Below are 21,653 nucleotides of genomic sequence, written 5' to 3'. Positions count from 1 at the left end.
AAATGAGTGGAGTGAATCCCTATCCAATTACTTTCTTGAGAGCGTCAATCAGTTTGGGAGCGCGGTGGTCATCAGTGAGCTCCATTCGGTTAGTGATGTATCCGAAACCGACGCGGTTGACGGGATCTGCAAAACCAACCTGACCACCAGCACCGTCATGCCCAAAGCTACTGGGCGTCAAAAACGATCGCCTGTGGGAATTCAACATAAAGCCCACACCCCAGCGGGGATGCGGAGGAATTTCACTCGAGAACACCGCAGGGCCTTCAGACTGAACCTCGGTTGCCAAAGATATGACGTCATCATTGAGCAACCGAAGCCCGTCCGTCTTCACAACTGTTGAGGACCACATGCTCGCTAATGCTCGTGCGGTGGCGATTCCTCCTCCGCCAGGAATTTGCGCCATCTGAATTCGAGAATCATTAAAGTCAGGTTTATCTGATGAAACCAAGCCAGCTAATGCGCCGCCCAGAGTCATCGCGCGTTCCATCCACTCCTGATCAGTGAACTGATCAGACACAGGTCCGCCAACTGTTCGGCTTGGTATAAAAGTGGGCTCACTTTCAGGGTTCACCACCTGTAAATGAGCAGGGGTACCAATACGGTTAGCTGGTAAACCTATCCAGGCCTCGACACCAAGCGGCTTCGCTAGTACTTCTTGAAAATAATCCCCAACGGTGACACCAGTAATTTGGCGGATGACCTCTCCGTTGAGCCAACCATGAGTCAACGCGTGATATCCCCAGCCAGCCCCGGGTGTCCATATAGGTTCCTGTTCTTGGAGAACTTGAACCATGGTTTCCCAATTGATGACATCTTCAAAAGTGAGGTCTCTCCTAGGCGCAGATAGACCGGCTCGATGGGAAAGAAGGTGCCTGATGAGTGTGTTCTCTTTTCCTGCCACACCAAACTCTGGCCAATAGGTTTTGACCTGTGCGTCATAGTCAAGAAGGCCCTCGCTCACAAGATGTGCAGCAAGGATAGAAACGAGGCCCTTGGTACATGAGAAAATTGTGCTGGGTGTCGAGGCTTCCCAGACACGTCCATCTCGTTCGTCGGCGATACCTCCCCAGAGATCAACCACAATGTGGCCGTCTACACGAATCGCTAATGCTGCACCGCTGTTTTGGTCTTGGAGTGTGGAAGCAAAAACTTCAGCAACGCGTTCAAAACCTGAAGCGACGAAACCTTGTGGAATATGTCCGACAAAAGATGAGGTGGAGTGCGAGCTTTGGGCCATCTCCCCATTGTGGCCTAGCCCTGAGTCTGCAGCCATACAGAAAACAAAAACGGAACATTTCCGAGTAGAAACGTTCCGTTACCTGTGCGCCCGGAGGGATTCGAACCCCCAACCTTCTGATCCGTAGTTCTATTCCGAAGGCCTAGCTGTAGTTTTATTCCCTGATTTTACGCCATAGTTGGGCGGTTTTGGGCTAAAAATATGCCAAATTGGCTGAGCTTGTGGCTGACTTTGTGGCTGACTTCTTGAGCAGAACTAACCCATCGCACATTTACATGGTTATGAGCCCAAGGAAAATAGGGCGGGTTGCAGTGAAAGTTTGAAGGTGGGTGTACACCCTCTGCGAGTAAGTTAGTCGTTTTGTTAACTAATTGACATTATGTAAAATAGTTTGGTATTGAGTGGTTCGCAGATTGCAAACTTGAACGGAGTAAAAATGTCATCATCCGAAGACCTTCAGGGCTTTACTTCTGAGGCCGCCAGCTACCTGCTGGGTATCGCTGCGGATAATAGCAAGGCCTACTTCGAGGCAAATCGTGAACTCTATTCACGTGCTGTGCGCCAACCACTTGAAGATCTACTCTGCGTTGCTGAGTCGATGTACGGGCCTGGAAAAATCATGCGCCCCAATCGAGATGTGCGATTTAGTGCAAATAAAGACCCTTATCGAACTGATGCAAGCATGTGGGCAGGCAATGTTGGTGGCGTCTACCTCAACCTCAACCCCGAGCGCCTCGAAGCTGGAGGTGGACTCTATGAACCAGCTAGAGACCAACTTGATCGGGCGCGAACAGCTATTGCGGAAAACCCAAAAGTCGCCGATGACCTCAAGGCAATTTTCGATGAACTCATAGCCAAGGGGTTTACTGTTGCTGGTCCTTCTCTCAAGACCGCACCGCGTGGGATGGATCCAATTCATCCTGCGATTGAGCTTCTTCGTTTGCAGCACTACGCAGCATTACGCCAGCTACCTTTAGAAGCTAAGCCCGAAAGAATTCTTGAGACCTGGAAGGCATTGGTTCCCCTCATCGAGTGGGTCGAAACATATGTTGGTCCATCGACAATTCAACGTAGCCACTAGTTCGTAAGCAAACTAGCCGTTGCTCTTTACTCTTCGCCCCAAACGCGCTTCGCTAACGGTGAGACCAATTCGTTTGCTACGTGTTTGCTCGGTCTTTGCAGAGGCTATCCAGCGCAAAATGTTTCTGCGGACCGACGGAGGGAATGCTTGATATTCTTCCCACGCGTTGGGGACTGCTTCAAGGGCTCTTTGAAAATCTTCCGGAACCACAAGAGCGTCAACGTCGGCCATAGCTTCCCATGCGCCTGTGTTCTTCGCGAGCTCTACAGAAGCTATCCCTGGTGCTTGCATTCGCCCTTCTGAAATAAGTTTTTCTGCACGGTCTTTGTAGGTTTTTGCCCATGGCTGAGTCCGCCGAGGGCTGATCAGTTGCATTGTGCGTTCGGAGTCTAAAGCCCGTCGAATTCCGTCAATCCAACCGAATGAGACTAGCTCGTCAAGCACTTGAGAAGTGGATAGGTATTTATCTTGAACAACCTTTTTGAAAGTCACTAACCATACAGCTTCAGTTTGGGTGTGGTGCTTATCAAGCCACTTGTGTAGTTCGTCTGCAGATGCAACTTCAACATGTTCGAAACGCTGAGAATCAAGCACGTTGCGTGAGACCTCGCAAAACTATGCCAACAGCGGCGTCGATGACCTCGTTGCTTGGAGGAGAACCGTGCATGAGCGCCGAATGGGTAACCATTCCACAAAGCATTTGTACCGCAGCTTCGAACTCAACGGGTTCTGTGAAGGTGGCAAGAGTCTGCCGCATTGGTTTCTCCCCCGCTGCAACGAAGCGATCTCGAACAGGAACGATCTCGGGGTTTGTCTGTGCGCGCTCTGCGAGGGTTGCAAGCGCTCGATCAAGCCGACTTTCAACCATCGCACGACAAAAACTTTCGAGCTCACCTCGCAAATCTATTGCCGGATTTCCACTGGACTCAAAGTGTGGCATCTCTTGGTACTGGGCAAAGGCATCTCGGACCAAGTCGGTGCGATCTGGCCAGTGGGCGTAAACAGTCGCTCGAGAGTAGCCTGCTTCTTCTGCCACACGCGCAGGCGTGACTGACTCCCAGCCCTCATCAATGAGCAGACGAAGTGCCACAGCTGGAACATCGTGCTGTGTGCGGACCACACGCGGGTCAAGTTGTTCCTTATTTGGCATGTGCGCACCCTCCTACATAATGAACGTTGTGTCTATAAATTTACACTTTGCTGACTAAGTGCGTGGCTTCGAGTGGGATTGAGAGGCAAATTAGCATGGGTGTAGAAAAAGAACCCTTGCATTTACAGGGGTATACACTGGTGCGCCCGGAAGGATTCGAACCCGAAAGTTCTAATCCGTAGTTCTATTCAGCTGGCCTAGCACTAAAGAAATATCGATTTTTTTAGAAACAAATGACTTATTTTGCTAGAAAAATGCCACATTGGCATGTATTCATGGCTGACATTTTGGCTGACATGTTTCGGGAGAAATTGTAGGCTGAATACGTTTTATTGAGCCAAATAAAATCGCCGATCACATAGCGTCTAAGCGGGGGATATATGTACTGCAGTAATTGCGGGGAAAAACGGGTCAAAGGGAATTTCTGCCCAAGCTGCGGTGAACGTTTCCCCGACAATCAAGCGACTCAAGAAGTTCCAGAAGTATTAGCCCACCCTGAAGCGCCCCAAGTTGACGATCATCAGACCGGTAAAACTAATCCTTATGTCTGGGTAGCTATCGGGGCCGCGATTCTTCTTTTGATTATTTTTGTAGCAGCTTCTTCAAACGCTTCCCAACAAGAAAGTGCAAGGGTAGCAGCAAGCCAGTCCGCTCAAGCAGAAGCAGATGCACAGCAACAGGCTGAAGCTAAGAGAAAACAGGCTCAGGCTGCGGCTGAAGCTGCAAAGGCACAATTAGCCCCAGACAAAGATGCATGTACGAAGATTGCTCAGATTGAAAACTCAGTTGGAAGTCAAATCTCTGGAATGTCACGAGTAAGTGCTTCGCCAATAGTTGCATCTGTCTCTATGGACATCCGATCCGCGGCGTCAAGTGCAAATCAGGTTCAAAGCTACGGATACGCGCTGGCGGATGCATATGGACTACTGGCGGACTTCATGGCGATAGATGTTGTTGAAGCAAGCACTATCGGAACCGTTCAACAAGCTAGCCTCAACTTTAAGAATGCCTGTAAGCAACTGGGGTAAGTAACACTTCTACTGATTAATGTAAACCAACCGTTGCTATTCCATCTAGGAGCTATCTGCTAAGCAAATAACTATTTGCGACTTCCCGAATTAGTGAAGTTATATCTAATCCAACGTCTCGAATTCCGTTGTAGTCAATCCATGTGTAATCACCGTTTTTACGGGCGTGCATAAGGTATTCGTCTTGTGAGAGTTGTCGAGCCTCAGCAACATCGCCCTCATTTGTAAGGATGATAAATACAAAGGAATCAAGCTCAAGACGATCTGCCCCGTAGTAGTAAGCCTTCGAAAACCTTACGTTGTTGTAATTGCGCCGCATAGCGGTCTTCACTTGTATTCGGTCGCCATTGGCCGCAACTACATCAATTGATTTTGTACTTGGCGGTGCAAGCTCTCCATCAAATGCATGCGCGGTGACAAGCTCCATCACTTCACCTGCGGGATCAGACGCCGTGCGCGTATAGCCTAGCTCGCGCCCAAGTCGCCTGATGCTTTCAAGTGCTCTCAAGTATTCAGCTGGAGTCATAATTCGCTTTCTTTAGCTAAAGCTAGTCAACCAAAGCATTTGTTTTTGGAAAATTCATTTTGTTATCTCGTTCTTCCCTGCCACTCATCCATTGTTTTATCGCGCTTACTGCTGTTACATGCTCCACATAGGGGCTGCAAATTCTCCTCAGAATGCAGCCCTCCTCGGGCTATTGGAATTATGTGGTCTGCAGTTATGTCTTCTGATTTCCCGCACGCTACACATGAAGATGAGTAGAGATCCTCTAGAAATTGTTGACTGATTTCGTAAACTCCGTTTGATCTTAATCTTGCTCTTCTGCGGTTTTTCATTTCTCGGCGCTTGAGAGGATTAAGATCGCGCCATTGTTTTCCTGCCGCAGATGCCTTTTCTGGATTATTTTGAACCCAGACACGTTTGTTGGTATTCGCTCTTTCTACGTTATTTTGAGCCCACAATCGGACTTTCTCTACTAGCTCTTGTCTATGTTCTTCTCTGTATTTTTTGCGAACTTGATTTATTTTTTGAGCATTTTCTTCGCGATATTTTCGATCTTTTGAAGCAAGTAGTTCTTTATTTTCTGCTCGATATTGCTTCCGATAGTTAATTACTTCTTCAGGGTGTTCATCGCGCCATCTACGTGAGCGTTCTCTGATTTCCTCACCTTTTGCAAGATATCGTTGACGATTTTTCATCGAGATTTGTTCTTTTGTTTCTTCTCGATGTTGCTTGCGGCAAACTTTGCAATGGGGAGTTAGCCCGTCTCGCGAACGTGAATTTTTGTTGAATTCGCTTAATGGCTTCTCAACACTGCAGCGCGTGCAAGTTTTTTTGTCAATCAAGGTACCCCCAGTTCGTAACAATTAAATCAGAGACTGCTATGTGATTCCTGGATGAATACCGATTTGTTCGGTTGCGTAGGTTATTGGTTGAACCATTTAGTTCAACCTTTTCATAGGAGTAATCTGAAGAATTAGGTTGGGTGGAATAATGGTTGTCAGTGCTAATCAATTAGAAGATCTGATTATAAAGAGATGAATAAAACAGATTCATTTTCCAATCTTCGTTTGTGGCTCCCATATAACCTTTACTGGCTAGAGGTTTGCGCTGAAGTAGATGGTAATTAGTCGATGCCGAAAATTTCTGGCAAGGTCTGGGAAGATCGCGCTGCAGCCCTCAATTTACAGTGGGTTGATAATCCCCCACATAGGAACGATGTTCTAACTCGAGTTAGGTGCCTAGACTGCGGGAATGAGTGGGAAGTATTCCCAGCCAACATTGCAAAAGGAAGAAAATCCTGCAATCCATGTGCGCGGTTAAATAGCCGAGTTCATGTAGACGAATGGCAAAGAAGAATTGATCTTGTTCAGGCCGAGTGGGTAGACCAAACTCCAGAAACTTTATCTGATAAATCCAAATTTGCACGCTGCCTTTTGTGCGGATCTACATGGAAGGCTGACCCGAGAAAAATTTCAAAGACTGGGCATCCAAGATGCCCCAGTAAACGCACACAGGATGAAAAACAAATAGCTGCCTGGAAGCAACTTGCAATTACAGCAAATATTGAGTGGATCGACATCCCCAGAAATAGCCATTCAAAGACACTTGCGCGTTGCTTAATTTGTAGACACGAATGGGAGGCGAACCCTGGGAACCTAAAGCAAGGATCCCGTTGCCCCCTATGTGCCAATAAAAACAGATCCTTTCCAGGAAAGAAAATATCTCCAGAAGAGTGGAATGAAAGAGCAAAAGCCGCGGGAATACGTTGGTCAAAGGGTGTTCCTGATAAGGCATCTACAAAGACAGAAGCTACATGCCTCAAATGTTCATACACCTGGTTTCCGACTCCCTCAAACATAAATAAAGGTTCTGGATGCCCCTCGTGCTCTGGGAACCTTCAGGTGCCACAAGCGATTTGGGATGAAAGGGCGGCAGCAGAAAATCTTCGTTGGCTAGAAGATGTCAAGGGTAGACACACAAAAACAAAAGCACAATGCATCGAATGTGGATTTGTTTGGGAGGCAAATCCAGGTTCAGTTTCCCAAGGGGCTGGCTGCCCTGTGTGCAAAGAAGTAATTCGGAGAGGTAAAAGACTTCTTTCTCCTGAAATATGGAACGACAGGGCCTCAAAGGCTGGTCTGGAATGGATTGAAGCCCCAACTAATAATTCAGAGAAAAAGTCTGCAAGATGTTTGACCTGTAACTATGTGTGGAAAGTCATCCCCTCCACGATTGCTAGAGGCTCAGGATGTCCGGTCTGCTCGGGAGTAATTGTTCCTGACGGCGAGTGGGATAAGCGAGCAAAACTAGCAGAAATTGAATGGTTAGAACAGCCCATAAAAGCACGTTCAAAATATCTTGCCAGATGCCTGAACTGTAACTTGACCTGGAAAACGACTCCTACCCAAATCAAATCAGGAAGTAGCTGCCCAGCATGCGCAGAGACAGGATTTAACGATGGGCAACCGGGATTGTTCTATTTTGTAGAGAGAAATAATGACTTCGGAAGGGCGGCTAGAAAGATAGGCATTACGAATATTTCTGCTTCCAAAGGAAGGCTCAGGCTTTGGGAAAAACAGGGTTTTCAGCTTAAGAAACAAGTCGTCCACCACAACGGAAGTGTTGTCCATGAACTAGAAAGAAGAGTTCTTTTTTGGCTAAGAAATGACTTGATGCTTCCGCCATATTTGGATAAAGAGGAGATGCCTAAAGGTGGTGAGACAGAAACTTTCTCACCAGATGAACCAAGTGACTTTATTTTGATACAACAAATAGATTTCTTCTTGGACCAAATTATTGAAGAAATCGAGAAGCAATATTAATTCTTAAATTGCTCAAACTTGCGTGACCCCCCTGTCGGGTTTTGCCAATGTGTGTGTCGGCTAACCGTGACGCCTCGACTTGCCTGTGGGGGGAGGGGGTGCCCCCCTCCTATCCGTAGACATTGTTTTTGCGTAATTCAACCCAATACTCACTAATTAACTCATTAGCTTCGACCTGGGACAAAGGCATCAACTCATCAATGTATTCATCCGCTTCATTTGTTGAGCAATCTTCTGACTCAGCTATCAAGTCGCGTAAGTACTCTCTCTGCTTTTCGGTGATCTTTCGTTCAGGCTGCAAATTAGTCCAAGATTTCTCCCCCGTTGTAAACGGGGTGTTATTGAATGTATCTTCTTGACTTGTATCTTCTTTGTAGCTCGATGTGAACTCAGGTGGGCTCGCTATGAACCTGGGTGAACTATCCAGAAATTCATCAGGCATAAAGAGGACCGTATATGTATTCGTGGTCTGTTCATGCCCAACGAATCGTTGTGTGGATTGGAGCAATCCCTTCTCTATCAAGTTATTGATTTTTCTCTTTACAGTTGATTTCCCAATCGATGTTTCTTTAGAAATGGTTTGATGTGACGGCCAGGATGTGGCGTTTACTCCTTGTCTAGATTTGAGATAAATCCAAATTGTTTTTTCATACGGATCTAAATGTGGTGACCTAATGAATGCATTTGGCACCATCGTGAAATTGGTGTTTTTCATGAGGCACAAACCTCCCGGACTCGAACCATTTCATCTTCTGGGGCAATATATTCACTTACTCCGATCGTGAACTCGGCCATTAGAGGCTGGACATGAGGGGCATAGACGGACTTTGTAACGTCGATGCGCGAATGTCCTAAGCCTTGGGAGACGGCTTCAATTCTCACCCCTGCTTCGAGGCCTAACACTGCGGCTGTATGGCGCATATCATGCGCTCGAATAGCTCGGATTTGGTTCGAAAGAAGAAAGGCTTTGAATGCCTTCACCATGTTGCTTGGGCTTACTGGAGTGCCGATAGAGCTTGGAAAGACACAATCATGTTCTTGCCAAGAATTTCCAGCGCTATTCTTCAGTTTCATTACAAATTCCCGATGTCTCTGAATGGAAGCGAGAACCAAGGGAGTTAGGTATAACTTTCGAGCGCTTGACTTGGTTTTGGGCAAACAGTATGCCAGCTTTACCGAACCACTACCGTCGCTGTTTATTGATCGCTCTTCTTTGAGGCTTCTTCTTATGTGGAGGATTCCATTTGGAAAATCAAAATCTTCCCATTTGAGACCTAAAATTTCTCCTCTTCGCAGTCCGAAAATTAATGCGAGATGCACAAATAGGTCTTGATTTGTGTTGTGTGACGCCTCGAGAACATATTGCACTTCTTTTTTTGTCCAAGGAGATTTCACCCGAGTTGGTTCGTCATGTCGTTTAGGGAGTCTGGTGACAATCGCTGCGGGATTTCTAGATAACTTTCCTTGTCTAAAGGCATGTTCGAGAACGGCTCCCAATACTTGTTTAGCTCCGTTAATGGTTGCTGTTGATTTTCCTTGCCGAGCAAGAAATACAAGCCACTCTTCAATATCTACTGGAGTTATATCGCTGAGCCTTCGATCACCAAAGGCTGGGTACACATTTCTTATCAAGCGATCCTGATAATCAGTGAGGGTTGAAGTTCTAACCCTCAGCGGCTTCACATTTTCAAGCCACCAATTCGAATACTGTCTAAATGATTCAGTTTTTCTTTGCCCAAGCGTTCCTTGTTCAAGTTGCAATAGCATCGAGCGTTGTAGTTTGATCGCTTCGGTGTAGCTGTGAGCAGTCCTACGAACTCGTTTACGTTTTCCTCTAAAGTCCGTTCCTATTGATATTTCAACTTTCCAAACGGTTTTACCGCGTGCTGTTTTACTTTCAAAGATGGATCCGTTGCCGATTTGAGGCATGCCGGACACCCCCTCACGTGAGCTAGGTGTCGGCGCAGTGGATCCACCACGATTTCTGGAAGTCAGCTTTATCTCTGCGGCACTTTCATCAGTCACTGAGTTGGGCTGCGTCGTATATTCAGTTATCAGAACCGACTCGTCCAAAAAGCGGCTCACGCTCAGTCCGTTGCTATTCACCTTTTCAAGTTCAAGCGGCTGAGCAGGCACACCGTATAAATCTTGCCGGTCTGATCTAGTGTTTAAAATTTCATCGCAACCATTGGTGGTATTCGTACGACACGGCGACTTTTGACTTAGATTTTTTTGAAAGTTGCCAGATTGGCTTACTTTTTGGCTGACCATGAAAGTGCTCCTTGGAAATAGGAGCTAGGCCTTGAACGAAAACCTTGAATGTAAAGGTCTTTATTGGTGCGCCCGGAGGGATTCGAACCCCCAACCTTCTGATCCGTAGTCAGATGCTCTATCCGTTGAGCTACGGGCGCAGTGTTGGAAACCAACTGAGCAAGCATAGCAGGGCGGGCTCAGTGCTCAAAAATCCTTTTTCGCTGACGCAAGGTTTTTTCAAAGGCCCCAGCAAACAAAAAGTATCTGCCGTGGAGCTATGTCAGTTACTTGGTGCGTCGAGCTGCTGTGATTTCAATTGCTCCAAACGCGAGCGAAAGCACACCCATCACACCTACCAAAATTGCTTGTGAAGGTTGCACTCCTGTTCGAGCAAGCGCTGGATCAACTGGAGCTGCCGCCTCGGCAACAGTCAGGTTCGTGACATTGTTGGAAGTGTAGTTCGCAACAAAGGTGTTAAAGCCTGAAGGGGTGATTACAAGATCGATTGGAGCTGTTCCCACCGTGTAGGTTGCCAAAACTGTTCCATTTGAGAGATCTACTTTTTGGACCACTGATGTGGCAAATGAGGTTACAAATGCATAATTGCCCAAGGGCGAAAAAACCATGCTGGAGGGCTGACTAGCAACGGCAAAGGTTGCGGTGACTGCGTTGTTCGCTGTGCTTCTGACCTGAATAGCATTAGTGCCGTTGTTGAGAACATAGAGCAGTGTTCCGTCAGCGGAGACGAGCAAGGTGTTTGGATTACTCAACCCTGTATTGATTGTTTGAGTAACTGTGTTTGTTGCCGTGTTAATCAACGTCATCGTGTCATCGCGGCCGTTGGCCACATACAACAGACCCGATTGAGACGAGAGGCCGAGGGCCTGTGGGCCATCACCGACGTTGATAGTGGCCGAGACGTTGAGGGAAGTAGCATCAACCACACTGACCGTGTCCGCAGCCCAGTTAGCGACGAATACTTTGGAGCCGTCGCCAGAAACCGCGATTGCAAGAGGAGACAGGCCAAGGCTGACGGTATTTGTCACCTGGTTGGTTGACGTATTAATCACGTTCATCGAGTCGCTAGAGAGGTTGGCGACATACAGTTTTGAGCCGTCAGGAGACACCTCTACGGCACGGGGAGATTGCCCAACATTTATTGTGGCTGAGACAGTGTTGGTTGTTGCGTTGATGACGCTGACAGTATTTGACGCTGAATTTGCTACGTAGACTTTCGTGCCATCTGGGCTAATTGCAATCGCTCGAGGCGTCGTCCCCACAGCGATATTCACCGTGTCCCCCACTGCAGCAGATGCGGAGAGCGGCAACAGCAAAGTAAGAATTAGTGCGGCAACAGCAGTCAGTATTCCTTGAGAAATTGTTCTGAAAGAGGTCTGTATTGTCATGAACATCCTGTCGTGGAAGAGAACCAATCTCTCAGCGGGCGTCATCACAGAATATCTGTAATTATTGCGGCTTACTTGCTTCGATATACCTTAGAGAGATGCGCATTGCCACCTGGAACGTGAACTCTATTCGTGCTCGTGTTGAACGAGTAACGGACTTTCTGGTTCGCGAGGATATCGACGTCCTGTGCATGCAAGAGATCAAATGCCGAGACAACCAATTCCCTTATGACGCATTCACAGCAGCTGGGTATGAGGTTGTCCTGCATGGCTTGAACCAGTGGAATGGCGTCGCCATCGCTTCACGTCTGCCACTGGAAGATGTCCAAATTACATTCCCTTCGCAACCTGGGTTTGGGGAACCGGACGCTGACGGCAACGCTCCGCTGGAAGCGCGTGCGATTGCCGCCACCGTTGATGGGGTGCGCGTGTGGAGTTTGTATGTTCCTAATGGTCGTGAGCTTGACCACCCCCACTACTCCTACAAACTTGAGTGGCTGCGTGGTCTAGCTCGGGACACTGCCGGCTGGTTGGCTGAATCACCAGATATGCCTCTGGCATTGCTGGGTGACTGGAATGTCGTTCCCTATGACCACGACGTGTGGGACATCGCAGAGTTTGCTGGAAGCACTCACGTCTCACCTCCTGAACGTGAAGCCTTCTTCGCCTTTGAAGCGGTTGGCTTGAAAGACGTAGTTCGTCCACTCATCCCAGAGGGCTACACCTACTGGGATTACAAGCAGCTACGCTTCCCCCGCAACGAAGGCATGCGGATCGATTTCATATTGGGCTCACCAGCGTTTGCTGACATGGTCGACAGTGCTCACATTGCTCGGGATGAAAGAAAAGGTGATGGTCCTAGCGACCACGTCCCCGTCGTGGTTGACTTAGTGCGCGAGGGCGACGAAGACGACCGTCCCATGATTTGGTAATCAAAATCCGAAAACCAAACGAATAGTACAAATAGGGGAATAACCCCTATTATTTAAGGGACTTTTCCCCACTTTTCAGTTTGGTTCTAAGCCTTGTAACGTCTTTACAAATTCCTTGCTGGACTAGCAGTTGTTATCAGTTTTGTTGCGTTGACTGCCACCCCAGCTCAAGCAGTAAATAATGACACTTTGAGCGTGTACTACGACGCTCCATTCGTACAAGGGTCTTACACAACCGCGACGGGTGGAGTGCAAGAAACCTTCGATACAGCAACGACCGGGGCCAGTTGCCCTGGGACACTTGCCGTGGGAACGATGAGCGGTGCTTGCCGAGTTGACCCTGTAGGCCAATATGGAGGGGCATCAACCCCTGCAGGTAGTACCCCTGCGGTAGGTGGATCTGGGTCAAACTACGCCACAACAGTCAGTGGCGGCGCAATGACTCTGACGCTTGCCAGCGCCTCAAAGTATTTTGGGCTGTGGTGGTCTGCTGGATCTAACGGCAATACCGTGCAGTTCTACAGCGGAAACGAACTACTCATTACTCTGACAACTCAAACAATCATGAGCCAGTTTGGTACCTCACCGTCACCATGGCCTGGATCAAACAACTTCACAGCTATAGACGGTACGACCTACAACAAAGGTTGGTACTTCGGAAACCCTCGCGGATACTCTTCGACGACACCCTCAAGCGCTTCCACAATTACCTCAAATGAGCCTTTCGTTTACCTTCACCTTTTTGCTGGAGGAAACCTCACCTTCGACAGAGTTGTCTTGTCGGGTGGTGGCTTCGAGTTTGACAACCTTGCGGTTGCCACCACTCCCCAGACCGTCAACCCACGTTTAGTACTTTCCCAAACGCTCTACTCAAATCACACTGTCACTTTCAACAACAACACAGGCTCCGGGAGCATGTCTGACCAGGTTGCAAATACTTCTACAGCGCTGACCGCAAATTCATTTACGAAACCTGGTTACACATTCACTGGTTGGAACACACAAGCTAACGGTCAGGGTACTGCCTATACAAATCAGGAGGTTTATTCATTTGATCTAGACCTTGATTTATTCGCTCAATGGCAGCTCACCCCGTACACCGTTACATATGACTCTCAAGGTGGATCCAGTGTGAGCAATGGTAGCTACACAATAGGTTCAACAATCAACCTGGCAGCTCCTCCTACCAGGCCGGGCTACACCTTTACTGGATGGTTCATCAACCCCACAGGGGGAACTGCACTTGGCAATACATATTCTCCCAGCGGCACTGGAAACATCACTCTCTATGCTCAATGGGTTGCTGTGGAACCTAGCCTTGCCCAAACAGGATCTTCACTATCCCTTGCTTGGGGATCATTACTTATTTTGATGGCTGGTGCTTCGGTGATTATTGCTGGTCTTGCCATAAGGAAGACACCCAACTAATTCGTTGAAGTTTCCTTCGGGGTAAAGTGCAGTAATGAACTTTGCCGAGAAAAAGAAGAACCATGACTTCAACTAAAGGCTCAATTATTACCAGCATTGTCTTGCTGGTGGTTGCCGTACTCAGCGACCTGGTCCTTTTTGTTCCTGCACTGATGCTGGCCATGGTCAGTGATAGCTGCAGTCCAGACACCTGCAATATGACAGTGTTCACTCTGGGCTACTACATCGCCGTTGCCGGTCCAACCTTGGTCACAATTACCGGAATTGTCTTCACTGTGCGACAGCTCATAAAGAAACAAGATGCCGTTACCTATGCACTCATTGGCTTAGGTGGAACCTACGGAGCGTTCATGCTTGGGTTAGCAATCACCTTCATTACTGTGTCGCTAAAGTAACCCACTAATACTCCGGGGTTTGCTCTTCAATCAGCTTTGCTAAATCAAGGTTGATGAACTGGCGGAGTCGATCAGATCGCTCCTGCTCGTAGTTCTCATCACCAAACTCGATCACTTCTTTGCGGTCGAGATTGCGCTCCATCTCTCGGGACAGTTCAGCCCAGGCAAGACCATGCGCTTCAGTGATGAGTTCACGAAGCCACTGTTCATCCTGAAGCTTGTCTTTTAGTCGTTGTGCAACGTGCTCAAGTGAACCCAATCGAATGGTGAGGTTGTTCACGTCCCCACGACGGTAATCATCGCGCGACATTGCTTCACCGCGAAGTTTGCGTGCACGTTTGAGATCCGCAGAAACGATGGATGCAGTTTCGAGAGACTCCACCGCTAAGGTCATAATCACATCACGTGCTGGGGCAAGATAAATGCTCGCGTCAAAGGCATCCGGCTGGGTGATGGCTTGAACAAGAATCTTGTTTTTGATTGCCATGATGGCGCCCAATCGAGCCATGGCAAATCCATCGTCAGCAGAAGAGTTGATGCTCTCAAGAATTTCTGGGGAGGGTTCATCAATGGATGTGTCCTTGCGCCAGATGCGCCAGCCAGCCATGCGTTACTCCCAGGTTTCCTTAGTTCAAGGATACCCAGCGAAGGCTCAGAGAATTCTGAGCAAACAGGTTAGTTTTCCCTCTGTTTACTTTCTTCCAGTGAATTTATCCATGGTGTTGTAAACACCAAAGATGTTGTCTGCGATGGCATCAAACCAGCGCTGCGGAAGAATTCCCTTAAGGACCTTGGAGAGGTGAACTGTCCACGGCAGCATCAACATGGGCTTACCCGCCAGCATGGCTTTCCAGACTTTGTTCACCACATAGTCCGGCTGCATGATCGGTGTCATCAACGGGCCCTTGACTCCTTCAAACATGCCGGTGGCAATATAGCTCGGGCAGACTGTGGTCACTTTGACGTTGTCAATGTGTTGTTGTTTGAGCTCGAGTCGAACGGAGTCACTCCAGCCAATCAATGCCCACTTGCTTGATGCATAAACGCTCATCTTCGGATTAGAAAGCGTGCCGGCAGCTGAGGCAATGTTCACAATTCTGGAGGGACGCTTTCCTTCCATCATTCCTGTCAAGAATTCATGAGTGATAAACATCGGCGCTAGGGCATTGATCTTCATAATGAACTCGGTGTCACGTTCGTTTTCGTGTTCCCAGAAGTAGGTGCCTCGAACAACACCCGCATTGTTGATGATCACGTCAACACCACCGTGATTGGCAATGACATTTGCTGACGCTTTTTCTATTGCGGTGCGCTCACCAATATCGACGAGCATCGGCACAATCTCTTGGCGGTTATCCGCGTGCACGCGCAACGCCTTTGTCGTTTCAGCTAATGCTTCTTTGTTAATATCCCAGAGGATGACTGTCTCCGCGCCCTCGGCTACTGCTCGTTCGGCATAGAGACGCCCCATTCCCATGGCGGCTCCGGTGATGAGAATTCTGCTTCCTGCAACGTTGAAGGTCATGGTTTAACTCTACTCACACAAATTTGTTGCGTAGTAGTGCGGATTATGTGCGTGAACTGCGCAAAACTTGCTGTTTTCACGCAATATTTCGCTGAAACGTGCGCACATTCTCCGTTACCGTAGATGTATGACACAACTACTCGACATCACAGCCGCAGCAGACATCACCGAAACCACCCCTGCATGGGTTGCGCTCAAAGAAGCAGCCACCGCTATCCAGGCGTTGCAGGTTAAGGACGGTTCTATTCCTGATTCTGCCAACCATGGCGCCGCTCGCGAGCTTGTTGCTGTGATCGTGGAGTCCATCCAAGAATTGGCTCCTGCCTTCCCTCACGACGCTTCTTACCTCGAGGCTGTCGTTGCTGACTTTGGTCGCTGGGTTGACGGAGGCTTCGCTGAACCAGACTTCCTTGCATCCATCCTCGAGTTCGCACCTGCTTCTCACCGCGTCAATGGTGTTCGCCACCTCGTTGTCTTCCCGATGTACACCCAGAACGGAAGCACCAACCGTTTCGTCGAGGCAGTCCTTGTCGAAGTAATGTGGCCAGACTTCATCGCTGAGCTCGAAGCTGGCGAATACGGCAACAAGTTATTTGTTCCCCTGCGCTTTATCGACTTCACCCCTGGATATGACACCAACTCTGCTGTTCTCTTCCCAGAGACGGTAGCTATGCGTGAAGTTCCCGCGTTCACCTGGGGAGCAATCTTCCAGGACCGCGAAGCAGCACGCTTCGCCGTTGTGACCGAAGCCGCTGCTGAGATCACCGGGCTAGAACTTCCTGCTGACGCAGCCGAGTTGCTGACCAACCAGAAGCTCTCTGAAGAGACCTTCATCATGTGGGACTTGATTCACGACCGTACCCACATGAGCGGTGACCTCCCCTTCGACCCCTTCATGATCAAGCAGCGCATGCCCTTCTTCCTCTACGGTCTCGAAGAACTGCGCTGTGACCTCACCGCATTCCGCGAGTGCGTGAGGATCGAACGCGGTGGTTCTGCTGACCCAGAAACCCGTCACCACGCACGTCTGGTTCAATACGCTGTGGTCTTCGACCGCATCTTCCGTTTCGCGATGACCGGAACCCGCAAGCGTAACTACGACGCCGTTGCAGGCCAGCTCATGTTTGCATGGATGCACCAGCACGGAGTCTTGCACTGGACCAACAACAAGCTCTCCATCGACTGGGCAGCACTGCCTGATGTCGTTGTTGAACTCGGTGACGCAATCGATGAGCTCTACTGGCGCTCTATTGACCGTCCCAAGATTGCTCACTGGCTTGCTGCTTATGAACTGGTTGCCAGCACTCTCACCCCACACCCAGCATCCACCTGGGCTAAGGGTGCGGATGCTCTTCCTGTTGCCGGAGAACCTGGCGAACTCACCGACCAGCTTCTGGACGACGAGTTCCCACTGTCCATGTTCTATGAGGCACTTCACCGCAAGATCGCGCCTGTAATTGAGTCCACCAAGGGAATCCGCGCTTAGGCGCGGACCCTCCCACGGCGTAGGCTCAAGAGTATGCAGCGAGTACACGATGCCGCTTGGCGCGGCTTTGCCTCAGATAACTATGCCGGCGTTCACCCCCGAGTTCTCGAAGCTCTCTCGGCGGTGAACGGTGGACATCAGATCGCCTACGGCGAGGATGTCTACACCGAACACCTTCACCAGGTCATGACGACCCACTTTGGTATGGGTATTGAGGTATTCCCGGTATTCAACGGAACCGGTGCAAACGTGATGTGTCTGCAGTCACTGCTGCCTCGCTGGGGTGGCGTTATCTGTGCTCAAACTGCACACGTGAACAATGACGAATCCAATGCCCCTGAAGCTGTGGGTGGAATCAAGTTGCTCACGGTGGAAACACCTGATGGCAAGCTCACCCCTGAGCTCATTGACCAGCAGGCTCACGGTCGCGGTGATGAGCACCGTGCCCAGCCGCTGGCTGTGACCATTACCCAGTCGACTGAACTCGGAACGGTTTACACCCCCGAGGAAGTTAAAGCGATTGCTGAACACACCCACTCCTTGGGAATGAAACTGCACATGGATGGTGCGCGCATTTCTAACGCTGCAGCTTCCTTAGGGGTTCCCTTCCGTGCGTTTACGCGTGATGCTGGCGTTGACATTCTCAGTTTTGGTGGAACCAAGAATGGTCTCATGGGTGCAGAAGCAATCGTTGTGCTCAACACTGACGCAGTGGATGGCCTGATCTATTCCCGCAAGATGAACATGCAGCTGGCATCCAAGATGCGCTTCACCTCAGCACAACTCATTGCATTACTGGAGGGTGACCTTTGGCACCACCTTGCCAACCACGCTAACCAGATGGCTCAGCGTTTGCGCTCAGCTCTGGAAGGAACCCCGGGCATCACTTTCACTCAGCAAACCCAGGCAAATGGTGTTTTTGTTATTTTGCCTCCGGGAGTAGCTGACGAGCTGCGCAAGGAGTTCCGTTTCTACGACTGGAACCCTGCAACCGGTGAAGTTCGTTGGATGTGTGCGTGGGACACCACCGAAGATGACATTGACTACTTTGCCTCGGCGGTAAAGAAAGTCCTCGAAGGCAAGTAATGCCCACCATTACTCTCACCACATCCGAGCTCACCGTTCAGATGTCGTTTTGGGAGCGAGTAGGTTCCCTCTCTTCCAACATTTCAATTCCATTGAACTCAGTGGTCCACGCAACTGATGACCCCACGTTCATTCGTCACGGTCTTGGCTTTCGCACCGGCGGAACCGGAATGCCCGGCTTCATTGCCGAAGGACGCTTCCGCAAGAACGGGAACCGTATCTTTGCGAACTGGCGACGTGGTGAACAAGTGGTTGTGATTGAGCTGCACGGCGAGAAGTGGGACAAGCTTGCCATTGGTTGTACAGATGCCAAGGCGCTTGCCACCCAGATCAATACCGCTATTGCCGGCCTCGCAAACAACTCGATCTAGCATTAAAGAAAGCCCCCGATTTCTCGGGGGCTTTCTTCGTTAAGGATTTAGTCTTCGAATGCGTCGTAGCGAACAATCTCGGCAAGCTCGTGACGAACACGTGGTGCCTTTTCGCGCTCAGCAAGAGGTTCTGGAAGCAAGTCTGCTGGAGCAAGCTTGCCCACAGCAATTGCCACAAAGGCTTCAAAGCCTGCAGGAAGGTTAAAGATTTCCTTAAGTGCCTTCACATCTGTTCCAGCAACCTGGTGAACATAGAGTCCGTCGGTTTGTGCCTGAATAGAGAAGTGGGCAACAGACTGACCCAGGTCATAGATTGCGTAGGGGTTGGGGGTTCCATCAGCGCCTGCGGTCTGAGCAATAGCAACCACAATGGCGGAGGCGTTCGGCATCCATGCGGTGTTCCAGCCTGCAAGGGTGGGAACAATCTTGTTGAACGTGTCATCGCCACGGAATCCAACAATAAAGCGCCAGGGCTGGCTGTTGTTTGCTGAAGGTGACCAGCGAGCTGCTTCGAATGCGGGGGTGAGATCAGCTGGGGACAACACTGCGGTGGTGTCGTAAGAACGAGGACTCCAACGGGCTGCAAGTACGGGGTTAATGGGAACGCTGGTGTGCGCGGTGCGAGACATTTTTATCCTTGTGTTGTGTGTAAAAGTGGTTTTTCCATGCGGTAGCACGGGCATCCGATAGTGATAACCGGATACCCGTGCGCTTATTCCCAAATAGGGAAAAGTTTATTCATCAGCCATGAGCTCAGCTTCGATAAAGGGGTCTTCATCCCCTGCGTCGAAGACAGGGTGAATCTTGTCTGAACTCACGGTGAGGTGATCACCGTCAAGATCAACTCGAACTAGGTCACCATCACGAACTGACCCGGCAAGGATTGCTGTTGCCAGGCGGTCATCAATCTCGTGTTGCATGAGACGTCGCAGTGGGCGAGCTCCATAAATGGGGTCATAACCACGCTCTGCCAACCAGGTTCGAGCAGCAGGGGTGACGGCTAGTTCTAGTCGACGCTCAGCCAAGCGCTTCTGGAGACGATCGATATACAACTCAACAATTTGTCCGAGATCTTCTTGGCTCAGAGCCGAGAACACCACAATGTCATCCAAGCGGTTGACGAACTCAGGCTTGAATGCCTGGCGCACGGTCTCGTTGACAGCACGTTCCTTCTCGTCCCAGCTCAGGTCGGGATCAATCAAGAACTGTGAACCGAGGTTCGAGGTGAGAATCAGGATGACGTTTCGGAAGTCCACGGTGCGACCCTGGCCGTCAGTCAGGCGTCCGTCGTCAAGAACCTGGAGCAAGACGTCGAAGACTTCAGGGTGTGCTTTCTCTACTTCGTCGAGCAATACAACCGAGTAGGGGCGACGGCGCACTGCCTCAGTGAGTTGTCCACCTGCTTCATACCCGATGTATCCGGGAGGAGCACCAACCAGACGCGAGACGGAGTGCTTCTCTCCGTATTCACTCATGTCGATACGAATCATGGCCTTTTCGTCGTCGAAGAGATACTCGGCGAGCGCCTTAGCGAGCTCTGTCTTTCCAACACCAGTGGGGCCCAGGAACAGGAAGGATCCGGTTGGGCGATCGGGGTCAGAAATTCCAGCGCGCGAACGACGAACAGATTCGGAAACAGCTTGCACTGCTTTCTTCTGTCCAATGAGGCGCTTGCCAATTTCGTTTTCTAGGTTGAGCAGTTTCTCTGTCTCACCCTTGGTCAGACGATCAACAGGAATCCCGGTCCATGCGGCAATCACCGACGCGATGTCTTCGCTGGTGACCTGGTCATTGACCATGCGTTCGGTGTCTGTTTGTTCTGCTGATTCGGCTTCAGCTAACTCACGTTCCAGCTGAGGAATCTCTGCATAGAGCAAACGGCTGGCTTGTTCGAGCTGGCCTTCACGTTGTGCACGTTCTGCCTGAATACGAGCGGCATCAAGTTTGGTCTTGAGATCACCGACGCGGTTGAGTGCGCTGCGCTCTTGTTCCCAGCGACGTTCAAGGTCTTCGAGACGAGCGTTACGTTCAGACATGTCTTCACGCAATTTTGCAAGACGTTCCTTGGAGGCGTCGTCCTTCTCTTTCTTCAGAGCAAGCTCTTCGAGCTTGAGTCGGTCAACACTGCGGCGCAGCTCATCGATCTCGACAGGAGCCGAGTCAATTTCCATACGCAGGCGGCTTGCCGCTTCATCGATAAGGTCAATGGCCTTGTCAGGAAGCTGCCGGCTGGTGATGTACCGGTTGGATAGTGCTGCGGCAGCAACGAGTGCGTTGTCTGCGATAGCTACCTTGTGGTGTGCTTCGTAACGCTCTTTGAGCCCACGAAGGATTGCCACGGTGTCTTCAACACTGGGTTCTCCCACAAACACCTGCTGGAAACGACGTTCCAGAGCGGCATCTTTTTCAATGAACTCACGGTACTCATCCAGTGTGGTGGCACCGATCAGGCGCAATTCACCACGAGCAAGCATGGGTTTGAGCATGTTGGCTGCTGCCACGGAGCCTTCGCCTCCGCCAGCACCCATCAGAGTGTGGAGTTCGTCGATGAAGGTGATGATCTGGCCATCTGAGTCATTGATTTCTTTGAGGACCGCCTTGAGGCGTTCTTCGAATTCACCTCGATACTTTGCACCTGCAATCAGGGCTGAGATATCAAGTGAGACAAGCTGCTTATCTTTTAAGCTATCGGCGACGTCACCAGCGACAATACGCTGAGCGAGTCCTTCGACGACAGCAGTTTTTCCAACGCCTGGTTCACCGATCAGGACGGGGTTGTTCTTGGTACGACGAGTAAGCACTTGGCTGACTCGACGGATTTCGGCATCACGGCCGATGACGGGGTCGAGCTTGCCGCTCTTTGCAATTTCAGTGAGGTTAACGCCGAATTGTTCGAGCGCGCTCTTGTTTTCTTGCGGCTCTTGTTGCATGTTTTCTTTCTCCTT

21 protein-coding genes and 1 tRNA gene are annotated in these 21,653 nt (G+C 49.8%); 9 read left to right on the top strand and 13 right to left on the bottom strand.

Annotated features, from left to right (window positions below; all coding sequences use genetic code 11):
- Positions 1–19 precede the first annotated feature (19 nt).
- A complete protein-coding gene (locus tag AUMI_RS07425; RefSeq protein WP_172418288.1) occupies positions 20–1,240 on the bottom strand; it encodes a serine hydrolase domain-containing protein in 1,221 nt (406 codons plus the stop codon).
- 436 nt (positions 1,241–1,676) lie between these two features.
- Between AUMI_RS07425 and AUMI_RS07420 the strand changes: the two genes are divergently transcribed.
- Entirely contained in the window at positions 1,677–2,321 is a 645-nt protein-coding gene (locus AUMI_RS07420; protein ID WP_096383047.1) for a TIGR02453 family protein, read from the top strand.
- A 12-nt stretch (positions 2,322–2,333) separates the two neighbouring features.
- Here AUMI_RS07420 and AUMI_RS07415 read toward each other — a convergent pair whose 3' ends face one another.
- The gene (locus tag AUMI_RS07415) at positions 2,334–2,915 is read right to left on the bottom strand and encodes a YdeI/OmpD-associated family protein (protein WP_096383045.1); all 582 of its coding nucleotides are present in this window, start codon (positions 2,913–2,915) and stop codon (positions 2,334–2,336) included.
- Positions 2,908–3,471 (bottom strand): TetR/AcrR family transcriptional regulator, encoded by a 564-nt coding sequence (locus AUMI_RS07410; RefSeq protein ID WP_096383042.1) that lies wholly within the window; start codon positions 3,469–3,471, stop codon positions 2,908–2,910. The genes AUMI_RS07415 and AUMI_RS07410 overlap by 8 nt, the downstream gene beginning before the upstream one ends.
- Positions 3,472–3,851: 380 nt before the next feature.
- Here AUMI_RS07410 and AUMI_RS07405 point away from each other — a divergent pair, with 380 nt between their 5' ends.
- Positions 3,852–4,499 carry a hypothetical protein gene (locus tag AUMI_RS07405; RefSeq protein WP_096383041.1) on the top strand — a complete coding sequence of 216 codons (648 nt, stop codon included), beginning with the start codon at positions 3,852–3,854 and terminating at the stop codon, positions 4,497–4,499.
- 52 nt (positions 4,500–4,551) lie between these two features.
- On the opposite strand, the gene AUMI_RS07400 is transcribed toward AUMI_RS07405, so the two are convergent.
- Both AUMI_RS07400 and AUMI_RS07395 read right to left on the bottom strand, forming a co-directional pair.
- Positions 4,552–5,025, bottom strand: coding sequence for a DUF6998 domain-containing protein (locus AUMI_RS07400; RefSeq protein WP_096383038.1), 474 nt, complete (start codon positions 5,023–5,025; stop codon positions 4,552–4,554).
- Between the two features lie 62 nt (positions 5,026–5,087).
- Positions 5,088–5,846 carry an HNH endonuclease gene (locus tag AUMI_RS07395; RefSeq protein ID WP_197702062.1) on the bottom strand — a complete coding sequence of 253 codons (759 nt, stop codon included), beginning with the start codon at positions 5,844–5,846 and terminating at the stop codon, positions 5,088–5,090.
- 288 nt (positions 5,847–6,134) lie between these two features.
- On the opposite strand from AUMI_RS07395, the gene AUMI_RS08120 reads away from it, so the two are divergent.
- Positions 6,135–7,826 carry a zinc-ribbon domain-containing protein gene (locus AUMI_RS08120; RefSeq protein WP_148664070.1) on the top strand — a complete coding sequence of 564 codons (1,692 nt, stop codon included), beginning with the start codon at positions 6,135–6,137 and terminating at the stop codon, positions 7,824–7,826.
- A 109-nt stretch (positions 7,827–7,935) separates the two neighbouring features.
- Here the strand turns inward: AUMI_RS08120 and AUMI_RS07385 are convergent, their stop codons facing one another.
- The 4 genes from AUMI_RS07385 to AUMI_RS07370 all read right to left on the bottom strand — a co-directional run bounded on the left by AUMI_RS07385 (position 7,936) and on the right by AUMI_RS07370 (position 11,485).
- A complete protein-coding gene (locus AUMI_RS07385) occupies positions 7,936–8,541 on the bottom strand; it encodes a helix-turn-helix domain-containing protein (RefSeq protein WP_096383031.1) in 606 nt (201 codons plus the stop codon).
- Entirely contained in the window at positions 8,538–10,097 is a 1,560-nt protein-coding gene (locus tag AUMI_RS07380) for a tyrosine-type recombinase/integrase (RefSeq protein ID WP_096383029.1), read from the bottom strand. The genes AUMI_RS07385 and AUMI_RS07380 overlap by 4 nt, the downstream gene beginning before the upstream one ends.
- 64 nt (positions 10,098–10,161) lie before the next feature.
- A tRNA-Arg gene (locus AUMI_RS07375) sits at positions 10,162–10,237 on the bottom strand.
- Between the two features lie 126 nt (positions 10,238–10,363).
- Positions 10,364–11,485 carry a YncE family protein gene (locus AUMI_RS07370; RefSeq protein WP_172418287.1) on the bottom strand — a complete coding sequence of 374 codons (1,122 nt, stop codon included), beginning with the start codon at positions 11,483–11,485 and terminating at the stop codon, positions 10,364–10,366.
- A 98-nt stretch (positions 11,486–11,583) separates the two neighbouring features.
- Between AUMI_RS07370 and AUMI_RS07365 the strand changes: the two genes are divergently transcribed.
- The 3 genes from AUMI_RS07365 (at position 11,584) to AUMI_RS07355 (ending at position 14,240) form a co-directional block, all read left to right on the top strand.
- On the top strand, positions 11,584–12,417 hold the full coding sequence (locus AUMI_RS07365) for an exodeoxyribonuclease III (protein WP_096383024.1): 834 nt from the start codon (positions 11,584–11,586) through the stop codon (positions 12,415–12,417).
- Between the two features lie 150 nt (positions 12,418–12,567).
- Positions 12,568–13,845 carry an InlB B-repeat-containing protein gene (locus AUMI_RS07360; protein ID WP_148664068.1) on the top strand — a complete coding sequence of 426 codons (1,278 nt, stop codon included), beginning with the start codon at positions 12,568–12,570 and terminating at the stop codon, positions 13,843–13,845.
- Between the two features lie 62 nt (positions 13,846–13,907).
- Positions 13,908–14,240, top strand: coding sequence for a hypothetical protein (locus tag AUMI_RS07355; RefSeq protein ID WP_096383019.1), 333 nt, complete (start codon positions 13,908–13,910; stop codon positions 14,238–14,240).
- A 4-nt stretch (positions 14,241–14,244) separates the two neighbouring features.
- Here the strand turns inward: AUMI_RS07355 and AUMI_RS07350 are convergent, their stop codons facing one another.
- Together AUMI_RS07350 and AUMI_RS07345 are read right to left on the bottom strand one after the other, a co-directional pair.
- Entirely contained in the window at positions 14,245–14,847 is a 603-nt protein-coding gene (locus AUMI_RS07350) for a hypothetical protein (RefSeq protein ID WP_096383017.1), read from the bottom strand.
- Positions 14,848–14,931: 84 nt separating this feature from the next.
- Positions 14,932–15,765 carry an SDR family NAD(P)-dependent oxidoreductase gene (locus AUMI_RS07345; RefSeq protein WP_096383014.1) on the bottom strand — a complete coding sequence of 278 codons (834 nt, stop codon included), beginning with the start codon at positions 15,763–15,765 and terminating at the stop codon, positions 14,932–14,934.
- Between the two features lie 127 nt (positions 15,766–15,892).
- On the opposite strand from AUMI_RS07345, the gene AUMI_RS07340 reads away from it, so the two are divergent.
- The 3 genes from AUMI_RS07340 to AUMI_RS07330 are packed head-to-tail and all read left to right on the top strand — an operon-like array spanning position 15,893 to position 18,708.
- The gene (locus AUMI_RS07340) at positions 15,893–17,251 is read left to right on the top strand and encodes a DUF6421 family protein (protein WP_096383011.1); all 1,359 of its coding nucleotides are present in this window, start codon (positions 15,893–15,895) and stop codon (positions 17,249–17,251) included.
- 33 nt (positions 17,252–17,284) lie between these two features.
- Entirely contained in the window at positions 17,285–18,337 is a 1,053-nt protein-coding gene (locus tag AUMI_RS07335; RefSeq protein WP_096383009.1) for a threonine aldolase family protein, read from the top strand.
- Entirely contained in the window at positions 18,337–18,708 is a 372-nt protein-coding gene (locus AUMI_RS07330; protein ID WP_096383006.1) for a hypothetical protein, read from the top strand. The genes AUMI_RS07335 and AUMI_RS07330 overlap by 1 nt, the downstream gene beginning before the upstream one ends.
- 47 nt (positions 18,709–18,755) lie before the next feature.
- Here the strand turns inward: AUMI_RS07330 and AUMI_RS07325 are convergent, their stop codons facing one another.
- Entirely contained in the window at positions 18,756–19,337 is a 582-nt protein-coding gene (locus AUMI_RS07325) for a nitroreductase family protein (protein ID WP_096383004.1), read from the bottom strand.
- A 105-nt stretch (positions 19,338–19,442) separates the two neighbouring features.
- Complete coding sequence (locus AUMI_RS07320; RefSeq protein ID WP_096383002.1) at positions 19,443–21,638, bottom strand: ATP-dependent Clp protease ATP-binding subunit; 2,196 nt, start codon at positions 21,636–21,638, stop codon at positions 19,443–19,445.
- Positions 21,639–21,653: the final 15 nt, after the last annotated feature.

The organism is Aurantimicrobium minutum, from assembly GCF_002355535.1.
GTDB classification, from domain to species: domain Bacteria; phylum Actinomycetota; class Actinomycetes; order Actinomycetales; family Microbacteriaceae; genus Aurantimicrobium; species Aurantimicrobium minutum.
This window is presented reverse-complemented; position numbering and strand designations above follow the sequence as displayed.